Below are 18,650 nucleotides of genomic sequence, written 5' to 3'. Positions count from 1 at the left end.
GGGCAGAACAGCTCGCGCTGACGCAGACTGCCGCCGCGTGGACGGATACGCCGACGCCGACCTTCACGGCCAGCCCGACGGAAGTGCGCCCGACGATCACGCCGACGCCTTCCGCGACGCCGAACCTCGATCTCACGGTGCAGGCCATGCTCGACTTAACCGCCGCCGCCCAACCGACCGCCGTGCCGACCGAACCGCCGACGGATGTGCCGTCAGTTCCGGCGCAGAACGCCGAACTCAACGTCGGCGACGCTTTCGCGACGCAGGTCGCGTTTGCGACGGCGCAGGGCGCGTTCAACCAGAGCCTGTACAGCACGCAGGTCGCCATCGCGACCCAGTTCTCCGGGACGGGCGGTCTTGATCCGACCTCGGAAGCGGCGTTAGCGGCAGGCTTGAGCGCGACGCAGTCCGCGTTGGATGCGCAGGTGGCCGCGGTGCAGCAGGCGATTGATGTGGTCGACCGCGCGCTGCAAACTGCCGCCGTGACCGATCCGTTCATCGCGACGCAGCTCTCGGTGCTTGTCCCCATCGGGCAGGCGACGCAGACCGCGCTGGCGAATCAGGGCAATCTGGCGACGCAGGTGGCCGGACAGACCCGAGAAGCCATTGCGACGGAGATCTTCAACGCCACCGCGCAGGCGGGCGGCACGACCTCGATTCAAAATCGACTGCGCGTGGTTCGCACCGCGCCGTTGAACGCGAAAGCCATGTTCCTGCCCGGTTACGCCGCGCAGGTCGCGACGCTCGAACCGACGGTGGCCTTCTTTGGCACGCTGGCGGCGCAGGCGACGCAAGCCGCAGGCTCCTCACAGAGTCAGCTGGGCACGGCGCAGGCGCAGGGCGGCGACACCACGGCGGCTTCGCTGCTGGCGACGCAGGCCGCGCTCTCGTTCCAGTTCCGCCTCGCGACCATCGAAGCGCAGATCACCCAGTCGGGGTTGGCGACGGCCACCGCGCAGGGCACGGATGTGAGCATCGACGCACAGGTGGCCACGCAGAGCGGCGAACAGACGCAGGCGGCTTTTGCGGCGCTGGTCGCGCAGGCGACGGCGGCGGTCAGCGGCGTTGAACCGACTCCGACGATTGAAGGTGTGGACGACAGCATCGCGACGCTGGTGGCTGCGGCCACCCAGCAGGCGCTCTCGACCCCGCCGGCGGTCGCGACCCAGTCGGCGCTGGCGACGCAGTCGGCGCTGTCGACCCGCCAAGCACTCATCGACCGGCTGCAGGGCACGGTGATCGTGGACGTTACCCCGACCATCGATCCGCTGGCGGCGGTCAACCAGACGGCGACCGCGATTGCGGGTGCGTTCCTCACGGCGACGGCGCAAGCTGCTCAAGCGCAGGCGGGTACGCCCACCGCGGAAGGCGCGCTGGTCACGCCGACGCAGGGCTTCCTCCCGACGACCGTTCCGACGGCGCTGCCGGATACCGGGCTGTTCGACGAGATCGCCGGCGGCGGACGCGATGGCGTGGGCGCGCTGGCGCTGGTGGTGATCGGTCTGGTCGGCGTGATCGTCGTCTCGCGGCGCGTGCGCACGAACCTCAACCGTTGTCGGGATATTCAGGTCAGGGATGGCCTGTGTGGAGATGTTGTCGAGCGTCATCACCAGCGCGCGCAGACTGTTGCCATGCGCCGCGACCAGCACGCGCTTGCCCTGCTTGACCAGCGGTTCGATCTCGGCGCGGTAGTAGGGCAGTACGCGGTCACGGGTGTCTTTGAGACTTTCGCCATTGGGCGGCTGCGTGTCGAAGGAGCGGCGCCAGATATGCACCTGTTCCTTGCCAAATTTGATGGCGGTTTCGTCCTTGTTCAAGCCTTGCAGATCGCCGTAGTGCCGCTCGTTGAGCGCCTGATCGCGGGCAATTGGGATATCCGTCTGGCCGATCACCTCGAGGATGATCCGCAGCGTTTCTTGCGCGCGCGTCAACGCCGAGGTGAACGCAAAGTCGAACTGCTGCCCTTTGAGCAGTTCGCCCGCCTTGCGCGCTTCGGCTTCACCTGCCGCGCTCAAGGGCACATCGATCCACCCCGTAAAGCGATTTTCGAGATTCCACTGTGACTGTCCGTGCCGCACCAGAACGAGCGTGCCGACCAGGTTCTCCATGCCGCCTCCATTCATAAAAGGTGTAATGGACATTGTAACCGGAAATTCGGTTTTCTGAGCAGGCTGGTCACCCGCCGCCGATGGTCGCCAGCGCCGGCAGGTGATCGGAGCCGACGTAGGGACCATAGCTGGCCGTCAGCGCGACCAGATCCGGCGTGTGCCAAATGTAGTCGATGCGCATGGTGGGGGGCAGTCCCGGCGGTAAACCGAACGCCTCCCACGCCGGGAAGCTGAAGCCAAAGCCCGTCGAGGTTTCGCGGTAGCTGTCGCGGAGCTCACTGGCAAGCTCCCAGTAATCGCTCGACTGCTCGACGAGATTCATATCACCCGCCACGATGACCGGGTTGGGCGACGCCGCGACATAATCGACGATGGCCGCGACTTCCGCCGAGCGCGTGACGTCACTGTAACCCCACAGCATATCCCACGCGTTGTTGACCAAGCGGATGCGCGTATCCGGCAGCAGCACGCGCCCGCGCACCCCGGTTGGCGCGTCGAGACTTGTGCCGATCACCGTGACGGGCTGGTCGCCAACATGCACGGTGATGCGCGGGTAATGCGGATAGCCCGCCTCATCCTCGCCCCACCCTTGCGGGTCGCTGAGGGGATAACGCGACAGGATGGCCACGCCATTGCGGCGATCCTGCCCGATACTGTACGGGTACAGGTCGGACATGCGCGGGAGGGTGCGGTCGGGGGAGCGGTCGATTTCCGCCAGCACGACGACATCGGCGTCCATGGTGCGCAGCCACGCTTCGATGCGGTGCATGGGTTGGTGGCGCGACGACACATTGAACGCGATCACCTTGAGCGACCACGCGGGTTCGGCGGTGACGGCAGCGCGCGGCACGAAATAGCTCGCATACAGGAGGGCCGCGGCGACCATGACCGGGAGCAGCAGCAGCGCCGACCGTTTGGCGCGAATCAGCAGCGCCGCGGGGAACATGAGGAAGGCGGGCAGGAGGAGGAACGGCGTGAAGTTGACGAGCATCGCCACCCACCACTGCCGCTCGCCGAGGAACGCCCACGCCGCGCCAAACGCGATCATGCCGAGGACGTACAGCAGCGTGAGCAGAAAAAAGAGCATGCGGAGCAGCGTCATCGCACTCAGCGACCGCTGACCCGCACTCCGGTGTTCGCTTTCAATGGGATAGTTACGATTCGAGGTCGAAGAGATAAACGGTTGTGCCAACGAAATCCTGCGCTTCGACTAACGGATACTGGTCTGGCAGATCAGATAACGTCAGCCGCTCACCTTCCGGGTTCGACGCATACACGACCAACCACAGCCGATCGCTCTGGCGGCCGCACGTGCTGATTTGCGCGGCGAGCGCCGCGCTGTCGCCGCGCACGTCGACAAAGCAGTCGGACGTCATGGCCGGATAATACCACGAAAAACTGTCGCGGATGTTAAAGGCGTCGCCGGGGAAGATGCCGTACGAGAGCGCCAGCGCATCGCCGGGCTGAATGCGCTCGTCGATGAACGCGGCGGTTTCGCGCCACTGCTCTTTGAGATCCTGCGTGTAGTACGTCCACAGTACGCCGGTGATCAGGATGAGCAGCACGACGACCGAGAGCGCGACCGGGACGACGCGCCGCAGCGTCCACATCGCCAGCGCGATCAGTAGATACCACGCGGGCGCGGCGGTGATCACGAAGCGATCCAGATACATGGGCGCGAAGACGTGCGAGAGCAGAAACGTGATGCCAATCGGGCAGATCAGCCACAGAATGACCAACGTCAGGCGGGAGTCGAACAGCCCGCGGATGCTGCCCGCCGTCGCGCGGACATCATCACGCCACGCGCCGCCGCGGGTGAGCGTGTAGGCGAGCAGCCCGACCACCAGTACCGCCGCGCCGACGCCGATCACCGACCATGACAGGTAACTGCGCTGAATGAACATAAAGTTGATGAGGGTGCGCAGCGGTGCATAGATCGGCGGGACAGGCAGCCAATCGACGACGGGCGTGCCGCCACCGACCGTGTTTTCCGGAATTACCGTACTGACCGTGGTGAACGTCGAGATGATACGCGGCAGCACCGCGATGATAATCAGCACCTGCGAGGCGACCCACAGCCAGCGTTTGGACGCCTGCGCCTGCCACCGCGTCAAAAAGTGCAGGCCCAAACCGACGTAGAAGAAGATCGCGTAGGTATGCACGTAGGCGGCGAGCGCCGAAAACACCGTGTAGGCGATGAGATCAATCGCGTGGCCGTGCTTGAGCCACAGCAGATAGAACAGCACCGCGAACAGCACCACCAGTTCGAACACGGCGTAATAGCGATATTCCTGCGAGTACCAGACCTGAAAGGCTGAGACCGCCATCACGAGCGCCGCCAGCAAGCCGACCTCGCGGCGGTAGAGTTCGCGCCCGATCAGGTACATCACGCCAATCGCGGCGACCCCGGCCAGCGCAGAGAGCGAACGTGTCGCCGCCTCGCTGGTACCGAACAACTGCGACCACGCATAGCCGAGCAGCACGTAGACCGGGGGGCGATCCGTCCCGGTGATCTCCTGCAGCACGGTGTCGAACCCGTTTCCGGTCAGGCGCACCATGATGATCTCGTCGAGCCAGTAGCTTTCCCCGCCGATGTCGGCGAAGCGCAAGAGCGCCGCCAGCGCCAGAATCGCGATCAGCGCGATGGCGATCAGCGTGCCCTCGCGCTTAGACAGGGATACGCGCATGGTTGCTCTCCTGGCGGCGTTCCCGGCGGCGCTGGCGGAAGTAGGCGCGGATCTGGTCTTCGTTCATATGCTGCCAGTAACGCGTCGAGTGCACGATTTTGGCGTTGACCTTGACGAGGTCGTCGGGCGAGCAGGGCAGCCCCTTCCATACCACCGCCAGCGGCTGTTCGGGGATGTGGAAGCGGGCGACCTTCAGCCCGACGGCGTAGCACAGCAGCCCCCACAGGTGATCTTCCTGCAGCATGGTGCGGCGCAGTTCTTCGCGCAGCAGCATGTCGTGTTTGACGAGGCGCTCGATGAATTCCGGGTGATAGATCGCCGTGCCGCCAAGCACATGCTCGCCGATGATGTAGCCATTGGCTTCGGCCTGCTGCATGTACAGGCGCATGGTGGTACAGCGCTCACGGTCGCGCAGCCAGCCGTACATGCTCACTTCGCGGCCAATCGTCTGCGCTGGGTACTTGATGCCGTCGCCGTCGTACAGGCGGTGCCCGATTTCGCCGACGCCGGGATGCCCGTCGAAGAAGCGAATCGCGTCGTCTTCGATCCCCGGCCCGGTCATCAGGGCGTCGGTGTCCATCTTCATCAGCACCTGATACTGATACGTCGAATGGACGTGCAGCAGTGCCAGCGACAGCGACTTGTACAGCCCGCCGAACAGCCCGTAGTTGAGCGGCGCGCGCACCACGTCGAGGCGCGGAAACTCCTTGAGCAGCCGGTCGCCGAGATGCATGGGCGCGGAATTGTCCTGAATCACGATCTTATGATTGGGCGTGGCATAGTGCTGGATGCTCTCAATCGTATCCACCATATGCTCATAGCGATTCTTCGAGCTCAACGCCCCCACCGGGATGACGACAACCAGTTTCACCTGTTGTTTCATTCGTTTCCCCCTTTTACTGCACACCGATGCGCGCCCGGAATGTGACTTGAATCTGAACGGTGATCACCAACTGCCCCGCGCCCGCCAGCAGCGTGCTGGAGGGTTCGGTGATGATGCCGCGCGTGATCTCGATTTCTTCTACGTTGAGCGGTTCGCCCACGATCAAGCCGAGGCCGGCCGCGAGTTCCCCGGCGCGCTCGTATGCGCTGGTGATCGCTGTAGTGCGCGCGCTCGTCTCCAACGCCCGCAAATCGGTCATGCCGAACGCGAAGTCACGGATGATGTTCGCGCCCGCGCGCACCGCCTCGCTGATGATGGTACGCGCCTGACTCACATCGCGGATGATGACCTGCTGGGTATTCGACACACGGTAGACCAACTGCCCGGTGAGCGCGCCGGTGCGCGTGTCGACCAGATCCTGCGGTGTGACATCCACGCCGATGATCTGAATGTCGGCGGCGTCGACGCCGATGCCCGTGAGCGCTTCCGCGATCAGGTTCATGCGGCTTTCGACGTCGAGGATCGCCTGCGCCAGATCCGTGTTGAGCACTTCCACGCCGAGATTCACCGATGCGAGATCCGGCGTCGCACTGACCTGCCCCTCGCCGACGACGGTGATGCTGTTCTCGGGTTCCTGCTGCGCCTGCGCCGGTGTCGGCGCGAACCCGCTGACGAGCAGGAAGAACAGCACGGCGACGTTCACGAGAACGCGTTTCGCGGGGCTGAGGCGCAGCCCAACGGTCGTAGGGGCAAGGCGCGCCTTGCCCCTACCCTGATCCATGTGCGGCATAAAACGGTTAGCGAACTTCCACAACTGCATGGGTGATGTCCTTTTTCAACCAGTAAGAGGCGAGTCCATACGTCACGATGCCGCTGATCGCTCCGACGAGGGAGGTCAGCGCCGCCCCGGTCAAGCCGAGGGTGGGAATGAACACGAAACCGAAGACGACCGATACGCCGACCACGACGACGCGCATGATGGTTTCGAGCTGTGGTTGCCCCGCGCCCACCACCACCGCCGACATGATGCCCTGAATGCCGAACGCGATTTCGCTGAACGCCAGCATGACGAGCACGGCGAGCGGCGCGACGTAAGCTTCCCCGAACACGTACAGGATGAACGGACGGTAGGCGACCAGCATGACGATGAGCACCAGCGCGTTGATCATCAGCGAAATCAGGATGGAGTTGCGCAGCAACCCGCGATGCGACGCGCCCTGACCCGCTGCTACTTTCGGCAGCAGCACGGTCGTCAACCCGGTCGGGACGAAGCTCAACAGCATGGTGAGCGTCTTGGTCAGCGCGTACAGGCCAACCGCACCGGTGCCGAGAAAGCGTTCGAGCAGCAGAATGTCGATGCCCGCGTAGAAGATGTAGGCGGCGTGCGACACCCACACGGGCGCGCTGAACTTGAGGATGCGCCGCACATACGCGCGGTCGGGCAGGAAGAACCGGAAGCGCACCGGGAAGGGCTGCATGAGCTGGAGCAGCGCAATCGGCAGCAGATACGACGCGCCGTAGATGATCAGCGCGGGCATGGGGCCGCGTTCGCCCAGTACCACGTACACAATCACGATGGCGATGATCTGCACCACGTTGCTGCCCAGATAAGCCGCCATCAACCGCCACGACGCCATGAAGCCGCGCGCCAGCCCAAAATAGCTGTAGTGCAGCGTGAAGCCGAGGAACACGACCAGCACGCCGACGCTCAAGCGTCCGGCGAGCAGCAGCACGGGCACAGCGATCACCAGCGTGACGGCCACCAGCCCGATCAGGATGATCCACGCGGTGGCGAGAAACTCGTCCAGTTCCAGCGGCTGGTCCTTGACATTGCCGACATAGCGCGCCAGAACATGCTGACCGAAGGGCATGGTGAGCAAGGTCACCAGCCCCGCCAGCGTGAGCGAGTACTGAATAAAACCGTAATCGTCGGGCGAGAGCAGCCGTGCCAGCACCAGCGAAAAGCCGAAGCCGAGCACGCGCGCCAACGCCACGCCAACCGAAATGATAGTCGAACTCTTGATGAGTTCGCGGGTTCCAGATGCCATACGTTATGCCTGTTCTATCGCGCGCAGTAGCTCGCCAAACCGTGCTTGCCACGCGGCTTCCTGCTGAAGCGCCAGCCACTTGACGGCTTGGATCAGGTGGGTTTCGTCGCGCATAACTGCGCGCACGCCCGCCACAATGCCGCCAGCGGTATTCGGAATGAAAACGACCCCCGACGTGAAAAACTCACGCAGCGCGGGTTGGTCGGAGAGCAGCAGCGGCTTGCCCAGCGTGACACCGTCCTGCGCGCCTCCGAGCACGGAATAAGGGTAGGTGGTCAGCACCATGACGGCGTTCGCCGCCCGCAGCGCGTCCCAGTAGGCCTCCCCGCGCAGATACCCGGTGAAGGTCACGTTGGGCGGCGTGGACTGATGCACATCAGCGGGGGCCATGCTCAAATCCCCCATGATCGAGAAATGGGCATCGGGCAGGGCGTAGGCCGCCTGCAAAATGATGTCGAGCGGTTCATCAGCGGCGAAGGTGTTGACCACGGCGACTTCGAACAGCCCATCCTGCCGCGTGCGTGTGACCGTCGATTTCGGCTGTTCAGCGGCTTTGTCCACCGAGTGAGCGCGTTCCAGCTCGATGATCTTTTCCGGGCGCGGGCGGGGCGGATTGGTCAATGTGACGACCTGCGCGCCCCACTGCCGGAACTGGTCGGCAAAGCGCTCCTGATCGATGATGTTCAGGTAGGCGCGCTTAATCACAAAGCGCTGAAGCGGCACCGTCCACGCCCATTTGCGCGAATACAGCGCGGGCGGATGCGTGTCGATGACCAGTTTCGTCCCCGTGAACAGGCTGTAGAGCCACACACACAGCGGCGCGAACACGGGCGGGTTGAGCACGTACACCAACTGCGGCCGTTCGCGCAGCAGAATTGCCCACGTTTTGAACGCTTGCAGCACATACTTGAACGGCGCGATATACGGTCGCTTGTAGAGCAAAAAATGCACGAAGAACACCGGCACTTGCAGGCGGTCAGCGAACAGGGCAGTGCGCGCTTCGAACGGCGCCCACGCCAGGGCCAGCATGTGCGCGCGCCGCGCGGGCAGCGTCGACTTAGTGAGTACGGAAGTCATAGTCGGCCCTCATCGCTGTAATTGGTTCGGCGTTGAAATCCGGGAGCGTGACTTCGCACGGCGTCGGGTTTTCGACCTTCAACCGGTAGCCCGCGGCGATCAAGCCCACAATGATCCAGACATAATCGACCGCGCCCGAACTGGTGAACACTTCGTTGGTGATGCCCATAATGCTGAGCACAGCCAGAATGGCAAACAGCGCAATCGCCAGTTGATGCGTGACTTCGCTCGGCGAGCGGAAGCGGCGGAACGCCCACACCATCAGCGTGACCACGTAGGCGAGATGCCCGATCAGCGAGATGAGGCCGGAGCGCACCAGCAGATACAGATACTGGCTTTCCGCCCACGCCCACGTCACGCGTCCGGCAAAGGTCGGCGTGATGCCCCACAGCGGATTTTGCCGGATCATCGGGAAATAGATGTCCTGCCACACTTTGAAGCGGTAGGCCAGTGTTTCTGGCACCACGCCGCCGCTGCGATACTGATAGTCCAGGCGTTCGAGGATCAGGTTTTGCAGGAAGAAGCCCGCAACCGCCATGCCCACCAGAAACACGAGGATGATCTTCCAGCCGCGCCGGTCAAAGCCTTTGACGATGAACAGGCTGAGCACCAGCCCGAACAGGCTGGCATACGACCCACTTGCCAGCAAGCACGCGCCGCACAAGGCCAGATTCACCACGAGATTCGCCGTACCCCACCGGGCGCGCTGCTTGTAGCCGTGCATCGCCAGCACCATGATCAGGTTGATCATGAGGAAGTTTCCGAGCGAATTCCACGCGCCAAGAATCGATGTCACGCGCCCGAGATCCGCGGCGTCTTCCGCCTGCTTGCTCGGATACAGCGTCTGGATCAGGTCGTTGACGGGGCCGACCCGCGCCGCCTCCAGCAAGCCGATCAACGCGACCGCCGAGCCGCACATCAGCATGAAGGTGATGATTTTGTAGCGGTCAGCTTCGTTTTTCGGCAGGGACGCGAACAGCCACACAAGCACCACATACTGCACGGGGGCGACCAGACTGAAAATATCGCTGGTCGTCAGGGGAAAGTCGCGCAGATAGTAGGCGAGCGTGGGGATGAGCGCCGTGCCGAAGACCATGCAGCCGAGCGCGAACACCACCGGGCGTGGCAGCTTGGGTGCTTTTGCGCGTGCCAGCATCACGAAGAAGGCCAGCGCCGCCGCCACCACGAGAATCGGCTCGTTAGGGATGAGCAGCGGAATCACACCGCCGCGGGGCATGCCCGACAGGAACACAATCGCCGCGACCAGCACGTAGCACAGCATGACCGGGCGCGTGAGCGCCAGCACCGCGAAGCCCAGCCCGAAGAGAATGCCCAAGCTGACGAGCGGCGAGATCAGCGTGGTGATCGCCAGCAGCGTCCCCGTCAGCAGCGCCCACAGATATGGTTCAAGCCGGGTGCGAGCCATGCGCAGCGTCATGACGCACCATCCTTCGGTTGAATGACGGGCAAAACCTCACCCCGATGGGCGTGACGAGGGGGAACGGCGGACGCGGAGTTTAAGTCCCCTCGCCCTCTGGAGAGGGGATTTAGGGGTGATGTGATCTTTTCCACCAACCCGCGATACAGCGCGCGCTGCTTGGGAATCGAACACTGCTCGTAGACGCGCAGCCCGTTGACGGCGAGGCGGTGACGCAGCGCGGGATCGCGTGCCAGTTCGAGGATGGCGTCGGCCAGTGAGCGCGCGTCGCCCGGCTGGAAGAAGCGCATGGTGTCGTCGTTGAAATAGGAGGTGACTGCCGAAGTCGCACTGATGACCATCGGCACGGCCAACTGCAAATACTCATACATCTTGAAGGTGTGCACGAGGTCGGCTTCCGGGTTCTGCATGAGCGTCACCGCGCCGATGTGCGCATTCATGAGGCGTTCGACCAGCACGTCATCCGGCACAAAACCGCTGAATGTCACCACGTCGCCGAGGCCGAGGCGCGCAACCTGCGCTTGCAGGTCGGGCAGCGCCTGCCCTTTGCCCAGAATCTCTAAGCGCGCGTGCGGCAGCTCTTTGACGACCAGCGCCAGCGCGTCGATCAGCACGTCGTGACCGTAACGCTTGATCACCGTGCCATGCGTGATGATGCGCAGGTCGCCGTCGATCACCTGATCGGCGGGCGGCGGCGTGATCGGGCGGGGCGGCTGGAGTTCACTCGTGTTGAGCATGACGGCGATCTGGTCGCCGTTTGCGCCGCGCTGGATGAGCGCCTGGCGCATCTGCTCGGTGCACGTCACGCTGACATGGGCGAAGCGCAGCGCCGCCTGTTCGATGCGCGTCATCAGGTTGAGGATGCGGCTCCCCGGCTGCGCGCCAAAGCGATCCATGAACATCTCCGGCGTGCATTCGCGCACGTCAAAGATGATCTTGGCGCCCAACAGCTTGGGGATCAGCCCGGCGAACACCAGCGTATCCGGCAGGTTGGTGATGTGGATAACGCGGTAGCCGCGCAGAATCTGCATGACGGCCAGCAGCACGAACACGGGCGTGAAGAAGGAGATATATTCCGCCACATAGCGCACCTTGCCCGCGCGCTGCCGGGTCAGGGACGGAATGCGCAGGATGCGCACGCCCTCCACGACTTCGCTGAAGCGTTCGCCGGGCTGCTTCATGGCGATCATATCCACCGACCAGCCGGCCTCGGTCAGCGCCGTGATTTCGGTCTGCAAGCGGCCGTCGCCGGGGTAGTACCGCTGGCTGACAAAACAGGCTTTCATTTACCGCTGTCCATTCCCATAGCCGACGCCTTCCGGCTCGCCGTGGCCGTTCGGGCTGATCGGCTGGCTGACCCGATTGCCATTGTCCGAGCCGGTGCCGCCCGCGTATTTGCCTTTGGCGCGCGCCCGGTAGTACTTGACCCAGTTGAAGCTCTCATCCTTGGTGACGCGGTTCGCCACGACGCCGAGCACCTTCGCGCCCACGCCTTCGAGCTGTTCGCGCGCGAAATCCACCACGCGCTGATCGACCTTTTCGGTGTCGATCACCCACAGCACGCCGTCGACGAACGGGGCGAGCACCGCCGCGTCAGTCGATGCCAGCAGCGCGGGCATGTCGAAGACGATCACGTCGTAGTAATGCAGCAGGCGCGAGGTCAGGTCGTTGATTTCTTCCGTGTGCAGCAGTTCCGCCGAGTTGCCATTCGCGGCGTAGCCCGCTGTGAGCAGCTGCAGGTTCGGGATCATGCTTTCCTGCACCGCATCTTCCAGCCGGGTTTCGTCTTTGAGCACATTGCTCAAGCCGGAATTGTTGGCGAGGTGGTAGCGTCGATCCAGCGTGGGCGCCTGCATGTTGCCGTCCACGAGCAGCACCTTGCGCCCGTTCTGCGCGATGGCCGCCGCGAGATTCGCCGCGACGGTCGATTTGCCTTCGCCGGGGATGGCGCTCGTCACCAGCAGCAGACGCATTGGCTTGTTGCGCGCGCCCGCGAACAGGTTGGCGCGCAGTCGGCGGAACGCCTCTGCCGCCGACGGATCGCCGCCGAAGACGTTCTCCGTATGGCCGCGTTTGATGCCGGGAATCTTGCCGATGACCTCCGCGCGCAGCACCTTTTGAATCTGGCGCAGCGTGTAGAAGCGCGGGTTCTGGTACTCGGTGGCGAAGGCGATCACAATGCCGCCCAGCAAACCGATGATCGCCGCGACGACGGTGTCGCGCACCACCTTCGGTCCTTCACGCTCGGTGGGGATGGCGGCGTTCTGGATGATCGTGAGCGCGTTGGAGCGGCTGAGCTGTTGAATCGCCGCCTGATTGAAACTGTTGAGCAGCAGTTCGTAGCGCTGCTGCAGCGTCGTGATCGAGCGGTCGAGGTCGGCGATGCGGCCGCTGTCGCGCGGGACGGTGTTTTCCAGCCGTTCGCGCTCTTCCAACTGCGTGTTGAGCTGCGTCTCCATCTGGTCGATCTGGATTTGCAGTTCGGAACGCACGCCGCTGATATCTGAGCTGAACGAGCTTTCGTTCTGCTGGACGAGGAGCTGCGAGAGCGTGTTCGCGACCGTCTGCGCGAGGCGCGGGTCTTCGTCGATGACCGTCAGCTTCATCAGTTCCGTCTGCGGAATCACTTCAATGCTGAAATCCGGCAGTTCCTGCAAGCCGAGCATCTCTTCCGCCTGACTCACGATCAGATCGCTCGTCAGAATGTCCGAATAGGTGTTGGCCAGCCGCTCGAAATACACGTACGCCCCGTAATCCGGCGAGGTGATGCCGAACGGCACAATGCGCAGCCGGGTCGCCGCCGCGTAAGTTGGCGGCGTCTGCGCGCTGATCACGGCGACAATCGCCGTCGTGATCAGCGCCGTGAGCAGGATGATCCATTTGCGCTTCTGAATGACCTTCAGGTAATTTGCCAGTTCCACAGGTTAGCCCTCTCTACGTGATGGTCAGTTCTTGGGTCGCCACAAATACCTTGAGCGCATTGGCGACGTGTTCGATCTGTTCCTCGCTCAGTTCCGGGAACATGGGCAGCGACAGAATCTGGTCGGCGTAGGCTTCCGTGATGGGGAAGTCGCCGCGCTGGTGGCCGAGGTTTTCGTAATAGGGCTGCAGGTGCAGCGGGAGCGGGTAATGCAGCGCCGTGCTGATGCCCTGTTCGTTGAGACGGGCTTGCAGCGCCGCGCGGTTCTGCACGCGCACGACGTACAGGTGCCACACGGGGATGGTGTAGTTCGGCGCGGCTGGCGTGATCACGCCGCTGTGCAGCAGGAAGCGGTGATAGAGCGTGGCCTTCTGGCGGCGCAGCGCGTTCCATTCGTCGAGGTGGCGCAGCTTGATGCGCAGGACGGCGGCGTGCACGGTGTCGAGGCGATGGTTGTATGGCGTGGTCACATGCACATACTTTTCTTTCTGACCGCAGTTGCGCATGGCCTTGATCTGCGCGTTGAGCTGGCTGTCGTTGGTAACCAGCGCGCCGCCGTCGCCCGCCGCGCCGAGGTTCTTCGCCGGATAGAAGCTGAAGGCCGCCGCGTGCCCAAACGAGCCGATGCGCTGGCCGCGGTAGTACGCGCCATGCGCCTGACACGCATCTTCGATGACGATCAGGTTGTGCTGGTTGGCGATAGCCATGATCTCGTTCATGTCCGCCGGGATGCCGTACAGATGCACGGGAATGATCGCCTTGGTGCGGTCGGTGATGGCCGCTTCGATCTTGGCCGGGTCGATGTTGTAGGTGTTCGGCTTGATATCCACGAATACCGGCTTCGCGCCGACGAACGAGACCGCCGCCGCCGTCGCGATGAAGGTATTCGCCGGGACGATCACCTCATCGCCTTCGCCGATGTTGTAGGCTTCCAACGCCAGCTTGAGCGCTGATAGGCCGCTGTCCAGCCCGATGGCGTGCTTCACGCCACAGTAGGCCGCGAATTCTTCTTCAAACTTGTTCACCTCTTCGCCGAGAACGAAGCTGGTATTGGTGAAGACGTTGGCAATGGCCAAATTGATTTCGGTCTGCAGCGGCTCGTGCTGGGCTTGCAGATTGACGAAAGGCACTTTCATCACAGTGGGTTCTCCTACTTGATGCTGAATCAGGTCGGTTCGTGCGGATGCGCGCGGCATCCGGGATAAACAGAGAATCGGTTGGAACGCAGTCAACTGCGGTGCGAAGGTGTGTTACTGGCGCGGAACGGTGTTTAAGTGCCGGGACTTGCCGTTGGTCGCGGGCGTTTGCAGCCCGACCGAGTGCATGAGGTTGACCACGTTTTCGGGATTGAGTGTGTCGAGTGTTGGCGTGATGCCGATGGGCGTACCGTCCGCATCGAGTGACTGCTGCGCGGCTTCCAGCACCTTGACGATGCGTAGGCCAACCTGTCCGCTGCTGCGCGGCGTCGTCTTGTTGCGGACGCTGTCGGCGAAGTGTTCGCATTCCACCTTGAGCGGCTCGACGAATTGAATGTGCGGCGTGACGATGTCGCCGTAGCGGTAGCTGCACTGGAATTCGGCGAAGGTGTCGGTGTACGGCGGCACGTCGACGCCCTTGTCGTACACGCGAATCTTTTCGAGATTTTCCACGTCATCGTAGACGGCCATCTTCTTGCTCCCCACGACCGTGATCTTGCGCGTCTTGTTCGGGTCGAGCCAGCTCACATGGATGTGCGCTTGCAGGCTGTCACCAAACTTGAGGTGCATGAACACCACATCATGAATGTGCTTGAAGACGTGTTTGCCGCCCTGCGCGCTGACGCTCGTCGGCTCTTTGCCGAGCAGGTACAGCAAAATCGAAATGTCGTGCGGCGCTAAATCCCACATCGCGTTGACGTTCGGCTGGAACAAGCCGAGGTTCGTCCGTACGGCGTTGATGTAGTAAATCTCGCCCAGCTCGCCATCCGCGATCAGCTTACGCAGCGTTTCGACGGCGGCGTTATATTCAAAGGTATTGCCGACCATGAGCGTCAAGCCCATACGGTCAGCCAGTTCGATCAGCGCTTCGGAGTCTTCGGCGCGCAGCGTGAGCGGCTTTTCGACCATCACGCTCAGCCCGTGGCGCAGGCAGTCCGACGCGATCATGTAGTGCGTGGCGGGCGGCGTCGCGATCACGACGGCATCCAGCCCCAGGTTGAACAGTTCGCGGTAGTCGTTGACCGTCTTGATCGACGGGTACATCTGCGCGATCCGGTCCAGTCGTTCCTGCTTCATATCCGCGACCGCCACGAGATTCGTCTTCGGTAGATCCACGAAGTTGCGGATTAAGTTCGGCCCCCAATACCCGGCGCCAATTACGCCGATGTTCACAGTATTCATTCCATCTCCCTCGGTTAAGCCGCGCCCTTGCCCTTTAGGACAGCGAACGGCGTTTTAAACAGGATCACGAGATCCTTCAGCAGTGATTGGTTCTCGACGTACTGAATGTCGAGATCGACCATCGTTTCAAAATCGACCTGACTGCGGGCGGCGACTTGCCACATGCCCGTCAGGCCCGGCTGCGCTTCCAGACGGCGCAGGTGCTTAGACGAATACATATCCACTTCATAGGCGAGGGCGGGGCGCGGCCCCACCAGCGACATATCGCCGCGGAACACGTTCCACAACTGCGGCAGTTCGTCGATGCTCGTCTGGCGCAGGAATTTGCCCATCCGCGTCACACGGGGGTCGTCCTGCAGCTTGAACTTCTTGTCCGCGCTGGCCTTGCCGTTCATCGCCGTGATCGTCTGATCGTCCCGTTGAATGAGCGCCGTGACGAACTTCTGATGGATGTCGCTCCGCGCGTCCTGCTTCATCGTGCGGAACTTGTAGACAATGAAGGGCCGAATCTCCCAGAACTTCTGGCCGTTGCGCGCTTTCACCCGCACGCCGACCCGTTCCTGGGCGAAGATCGCCCGTCCCGGTGAGTCCAAGCGGATGATGATCGCGATGGTGAGCAGCACCGGGGAGAGCAAGATGAGGGCGGTGCCAGCCAGCACCATATCCAGCAGCCGCTTCATGACGAAATAGAGGCGTAACTGCCAACGCTTCAACATGTCGTCGCTCCTTCTCCAATAAAGACCCCCTCATGATAGAAGTCTCACCTTTCACGAGGCTAACAATGCGATTTGTAATATTTGACGGGGGGACACTCAAGAAAATGTTAGATTTCTGCTGATTTGTCGGTATATGACAGGATGCCTAACATGATGACGTTAGGCGGCTTACAGGTGGGCAATCGTAGGCTAGCAGTATCGGTGTTAAGGCTGGAATGGAGAAAAGCGGATGCCTGTCAACGATAATGTGCAGTTAGGCGCGAATGTACGTATTTTTCACCCGACGATGGTCAACATTTACGGCTGCATCATCGGCGCGGAGACGCAGATCGGCCCGTTTGTGGAGATTCAAAGCGGCGTCGTGATCGGGCGGCGCTGCAAAATCTCGTCGCACGCTTTCATCTGCGAAGGGATTACGTTAGAGGATGGTGTGTTCGTAGGGCACGGCGTGATGTTCGTCAACGATCTGTTCCCGCGCGCCGTCACCCCCGCCGGGGAGCTCAAGCGCGGCGACGATTGGACGCTGGCCCCCACGCTGATAAAAGAAGGCGTGGGCATCGGCTCCAACGCGACGATTCTGGGCGGCGTAACCGTCGGAAAGTTCGCGCTGATCGGCGCGGGCGCGGTCGTCACCAAAGATGTCCCGGATTACGCGATTGTCGCGGGCGTACCCGCCAAGGTCATCGGCGATGTGCGCCAACGGGAACAGGCGCAAAAGCAGGCCAAGATGTAACGCTAAAACGCCACGCTGTTTTCAACCGCACCCTTGTCCCCTCTTCTCTTTACGGAGAGGGCGACAGTCCAATCCAAGCGAACCGCCTGTAGGGGAGGGGACTTGCCTCCCTGGGCGGTCTTAACGAGGGACGAGGCATGCCTCGTCCTCCTACGTAGTCACCACAACCTCAAACGCCTCTTTTGCTTTCACTCAAACCGATCTGCTGCCTAACCTAGAGGAGACGAGGTAAGGGTTTTAAAAGCACTTGTTGTAGCCTTTCCCTTCGTCAGCGGACGCAATGAATTGCGTCCTACGAAGCAGGGTGAAGGCTGTTGAGCTCCCTCCCTAATTGTGGGAGGGTCGGGGTTGGCCTACAGATCCATAACTCCGACTAAGGTAATCTGCATCATTGCGTCCGCTGTTTCCGACCCTACCTGCCAACAAAAAGGGCGCAGTTGGCTGCGCCCGGTCATGAGAGATTGTGGAGAGTTGCCGCGTGTGTTAGGCGGTTTCTGTTTGCGCGCCGGGTTCGTGATCGAGTTCTTCCCGCACCACGTAGATCTTGCGGCCTTGTGGCTCGTGATAGGCGCGCATCACAAATTCCGCGACCAGCCCCGTCCCCGTGATTTGCACGCCAAGGATGATGAGCAGCATCGAGAGCAGCAGCAGCGGCCGGTCGCCGATGCCCTGCTGCAGGATCAGGCGCACAAATGCGAGGTACACGCCGATCAACACGCCGACTGCCCCGGTCACAAGGCCGATGCCGCCGAACACGTGCAGCGGGCGCGTAGAGAAGCTCAGAAAAAAGATCACCGTAATGAGGTCGAGCATCACTTTGAACGTGCGCATGATGCCATATTTGCTCTTGCCGAAGCGCCGCGCCCGGTCGCTGACCGGGACTTCGGCGAGCTGTACGCCGAGGCCGCTGGCAATCGCCGGGATGAAGCGGTGCAGTTCGCCATAGAGACGGATGTGCTTGGCGATGTCCGCGCGGTACACCTTGAGCGTGCACCCGTAGTCGTGCAGGGCGACGCCCGTCGAGCGCGAGATCAGGCGGTTCGCGAGCATCGACGGCAGGCGGCGGCTGAAGAACGGTTCTTTGCGTTCCATGCGCCAACCGCTCACGATGTCGTAACCCTCGTCCGCCTTGGCGATCAGCTTGGGAATATCCTGCGGATCGTTCTGCAAATCGGCGTCCAGCGTGATCACATACTCGCCGCGCGCCGCCTCAAATCCAGCCATCAACCCGGCAGTCTGCCCGAAATTGCGGCGGAAGCGAATGACCCGCCAGTGCGGGTCGGTCTCAAACAGTTTGCGTAATTCGATAAAACTGCCGTCATTGCTGCCGTCATCCACCACGATGACTTCATACGTGTCGCCGAGCGCATCGAGCGCTGTGCTGAGTTCCTGGTACAGCGGCGGGATGTTATCGACTTCGTTGTACAGCGGGATAACGACAGACAGGCGCGGGTTGGTTTCGGAACTGGGGGTTTGGAACCGTTCCGGTTGATAGGCATAGATTTTGCTCAGGTTTTCAGCAGTCTGCGTCATGGTTCACCTTTCAAGCGCAGGGCTTACCGATGGGCAGATTGTCTATATTACGCCTTACATAAACCTAAACATGAAACTGTCAGCACGGATTGGGAAACGTTCTTAAGTTGTAATTCTCGCCTGAAATCG

15 protein-coding genes are annotated in these 18,650 nt (G+C 62.2%); 1 reads left to right on the top strand and 14 read right to left on the bottom strand.

From position 1 onward, the window contains the following. Window positions 1-806: 806 nt before the first annotated feature. The 13 genes from IPK17_RS41090 to IPK17_RS19590 form a co-directional block, all read right to left on the bottom strand. Window positions 807-2,108, bottom strand: a complete 1,302-nt coding sequence (locus IPK17_RS41090; protein WP_502748955.1) for a 2,3-bisphosphoglycerate-dependent phosphoglycerate mutase — start codon at window positions 2,106-2,108, stop codon at window positions 807-809. Between the two features lie 67 nt (window positions 2,109-2,175). Beyond that, window positions 2,176-3,300, bottom strand: coding sequence for an endonuclease/exonuclease/phosphatase family protein (locus IPK17_RS19645; RefSeq protein WP_343419396.1), 1,125 nt, complete (start codon window positions 3,298-3,300; stop codon window positions 2,176-2,178). Then, window positions 3,263-4,795, bottom strand: coding sequence for a glycosyltransferase family 39 protein (locus IPK17_RS19640; protein ID WP_343419395.1), 1,533 nt, complete (start codon window positions 4,793-4,795; stop codon window positions 3,263-3,265). The genes IPK17_RS19645 and IPK17_RS19640 overlap by 38 nt, the downstream gene beginning before the upstream one ends. Next, window positions 4,776-5,678, bottom strand: coding sequence for a glycosyltransferase family protein (locus IPK17_RS19635; protein ID WP_343419394.1), 903 nt, complete (start codon window positions 5,676-5,678; stop codon window positions 4,776-4,778). Before IPK17_RS19635 ends, IPK17_RS19640 begins: the two co-directional genes overlap by 20 nt. A 13-nt stretch (window positions 5,679-5,691) precedes the next feature. After that, a complete protein-coding gene (locus tag IPK17_RS19630) occupies window positions 5,692-6,498 on the bottom strand; it encodes an SIMPL domain-containing protein (RefSeq protein ID WP_343419393.1) in 807 nt (268 codons plus the stop codon). Beyond that, the gene (locus tag IPK17_RS19625; RefSeq protein ID WP_343419392.1) at window positions 6,476-7,726 is read right to left on the bottom strand and encodes an oligosaccharide flippase family protein; all 1,251 of its coding nucleotides are present in this window, start codon (window positions 7,724-7,726) and stop codon (window positions 6,476-6,478) included. The genes IPK17_RS19630 and IPK17_RS19625 overlap by 23 nt, the downstream gene beginning before the upstream one ends. 3 nt (window positions 7,727-7,729) lie before the next feature. Next, window positions 7,730-8,803: a glycosyltransferase family protein gene (locus IPK17_RS19620; protein WP_343419391.1), complete on the bottom strand. Its 1,074-nt coding sequence runs from the start codon at window positions 8,801-8,803 to the stop codon at window positions 7,730-7,732. Continuing rightward, window positions 8,784-10,241, bottom strand: a complete 1,458-nt coding sequence (locus IPK17_RS19615; protein WP_343419390.1) for an O-antigen ligase family protein — start codon at window positions 10,239-10,241, stop codon at window positions 8,784-8,786. Before IPK17_RS19615 ends, IPK17_RS19620 begins: the two co-directional genes overlap by 20 nt. Further along, complete coding sequence (locus IPK17_RS19610) at window positions 10,238-11,527, bottom strand: glycosyltransferase family 4 protein (RefSeq protein WP_343419389.1); 1,290 nt, start codon at window positions 11,525-11,527, stop codon at window positions 10,238-10,240. The genes IPK17_RS19615 and IPK17_RS19610 overlap by 4 nt, the downstream gene beginning before the upstream one ends. Continuing rightward, entirely contained in the window at window positions 11,528-13,162 is a 1,635-nt protein-coding gene (locus tag IPK17_RS19605) for a tyrosine-protein kinase domain-containing protein (protein WP_343419388.1), read from the bottom strand. A 13-nt stretch (window positions 13,163-13,175) separates the two neighbouring features. Continuing rightward, window positions 13,176-14,297, bottom strand: coding sequence for a DegT/DnrJ/EryC1/StrS family aminotransferase (locus IPK17_RS19600; protein ID WP_343419417.1), 1,122 nt, complete (start codon window positions 14,295-14,297; stop codon window positions 13,176-13,178). A 114-nt stretch (window positions 14,298-14,411) separates the two neighbouring features. Continuing rightward, on the bottom strand, window positions 14,412-15,539 hold the full coding sequence (locus tag IPK17_RS19595) for a Gfo/Idh/MocA family protein (protein WP_343419387.1): 1,128 nt from the start codon (window positions 15,537-15,539) through the stop codon (window positions 14,412-14,414). A 14-nt stretch (window positions 15,540-15,553) separates the two neighbouring features. Then, window positions 15,554-16,255, bottom strand: coding sequence for a sugar transferase (locus IPK17_RS19590; protein ID WP_343419386.1), 702 nt, complete (start codon window positions 16,253-16,255; stop codon window positions 15,554-15,556). 229 nt (window positions 16,256-16,484) lie between these two features. On the opposite strand from IPK17_RS19590, the gene IPK17_RS19585 reads away from it, so the two are divergent. Beyond that, window positions 16,485-16,988, top strand: coding sequence for an acyltransferase (locus IPK17_RS19585; protein WP_343419385.1), 504 nt, complete (start codon window positions 16,485-16,487; stop codon window positions 16,986-16,988). A gap of 483 nt (window positions 16,989-17,471) precedes the next feature. Here the strand turns inward: IPK17_RS19585 and IPK17_RS19580 are convergent, their stop codons facing one another. Continuing rightward, window positions 17,472-18,521, bottom strand: coding sequence for a glycosyltransferase family 2 protein (locus IPK17_RS19580; RefSeq protein WP_343419384.1), 1,050 nt, complete (start codon window positions 18,519-18,521; stop codon window positions 17,472-17,474). Window positions 18,522-18,650 lie beyond the last annotated feature (129 nt).

The sequence above is a fragment of the Candidatus Flexifilum breve genome, from assembly GCF_016713355.1.
The sequence above is the reverse complement of the archived record's forward strand: the minus strand, read 5'-3'. Positions and strand labels throughout refer to the sequence as shown.

Bases quoted from the DNA above. Each gene is read 5' to 3' on its own strand.
- IPK17_RS19610 (WP_343419389.1), bottom strand. From the start codon at position 11,527: ATGAAAGCCTGTTTTGTCAGCCAGCGGTACTACCCCGGCGACGGCCGC.
- IPK17_RS19620 (WP_343419391.1), bottom strand. From the start codon at position 8,803: ATGACTTCCGTACTCACTAAGTCGACGCTGCCCGCGCGGCGCGCGCAC.
- IPK17_RS19600 (WP_343419417.1), bottom strand. From the start codon at position 14,297: ATGAAAGTGCCTTTCGTCAATCTGCAAGCCCAGCACGAGCCGCTGCAG.
- IPK17_RS19615 (WP_343419390.1), bottom strand. From the start codon at position 10,241: ATGACGCTGCGCATGGCTCGCACCCGGCTTGAACCATATCTGTGGGCG.
- IPK17_RS19580 (WP_343419384.1), bottom strand. From the start codon at position 18,521: ATGACGCAGACTGCTGAAAACCTGAGCAAAATCTATGCCTATCAACCG.
- IPK17_RS19635 (WP_343419394.1), bottom strand. From the start codon at position 5,678: ATGAAACAACAGGTGAAACTGGTTGTCGTCATCCCGGTGGGGGCGTTG.
- IPK17_RS19640 (WP_343419395.1), bottom strand. From the start codon at position 4,795: ATGCGCGTATCCCTGTCTAAGCGCGAGGGCACGCTGATCGCCATCGCG.
- IPK17_RS19630 (WP_343419393.1), bottom strand. From the start codon at position 6,498: ATGCAGTTGTGGAAGTTCGCTAACCGTTTTATGCCGCACATGGATCAG.
- IPK17_RS19625 (WP_343419392.1), bottom strand. From the start codon at position 7,726: ATGGCATCTGGAACCCGCGAACTCATCAAGAGTTCGACTATCATTTCG.
- IPK17_RS41090 (WP_502748955.1), bottom strand. From the start codon at position 2,108: ATGGAGAACCTGGTCGGCACGCTCGTTCTGGTGCGGCACGGACAGTCA.
- IPK17_RS19585 (WP_343419385.1), top strand. From the start codon at position 16,485: ATGCCTGTCAACGATAATGTGCAGTTAGGCGCGAATGTACGTATTTTT.
- IPK17_RS19595 (WP_343419387.1), bottom strand. From the start codon at position 15,539: ATGAATACTGTGAACATCGGCGTAATTGGCGCCGGGTATTGGGGGCCG.
- IPK17_RS19590 (WP_343419386.1), bottom strand. From the start codon at position 16,255: ATGTTGAAGCGTTGGCAGTTACGCCTCTATTTCGTCATGAAGCGGCTG.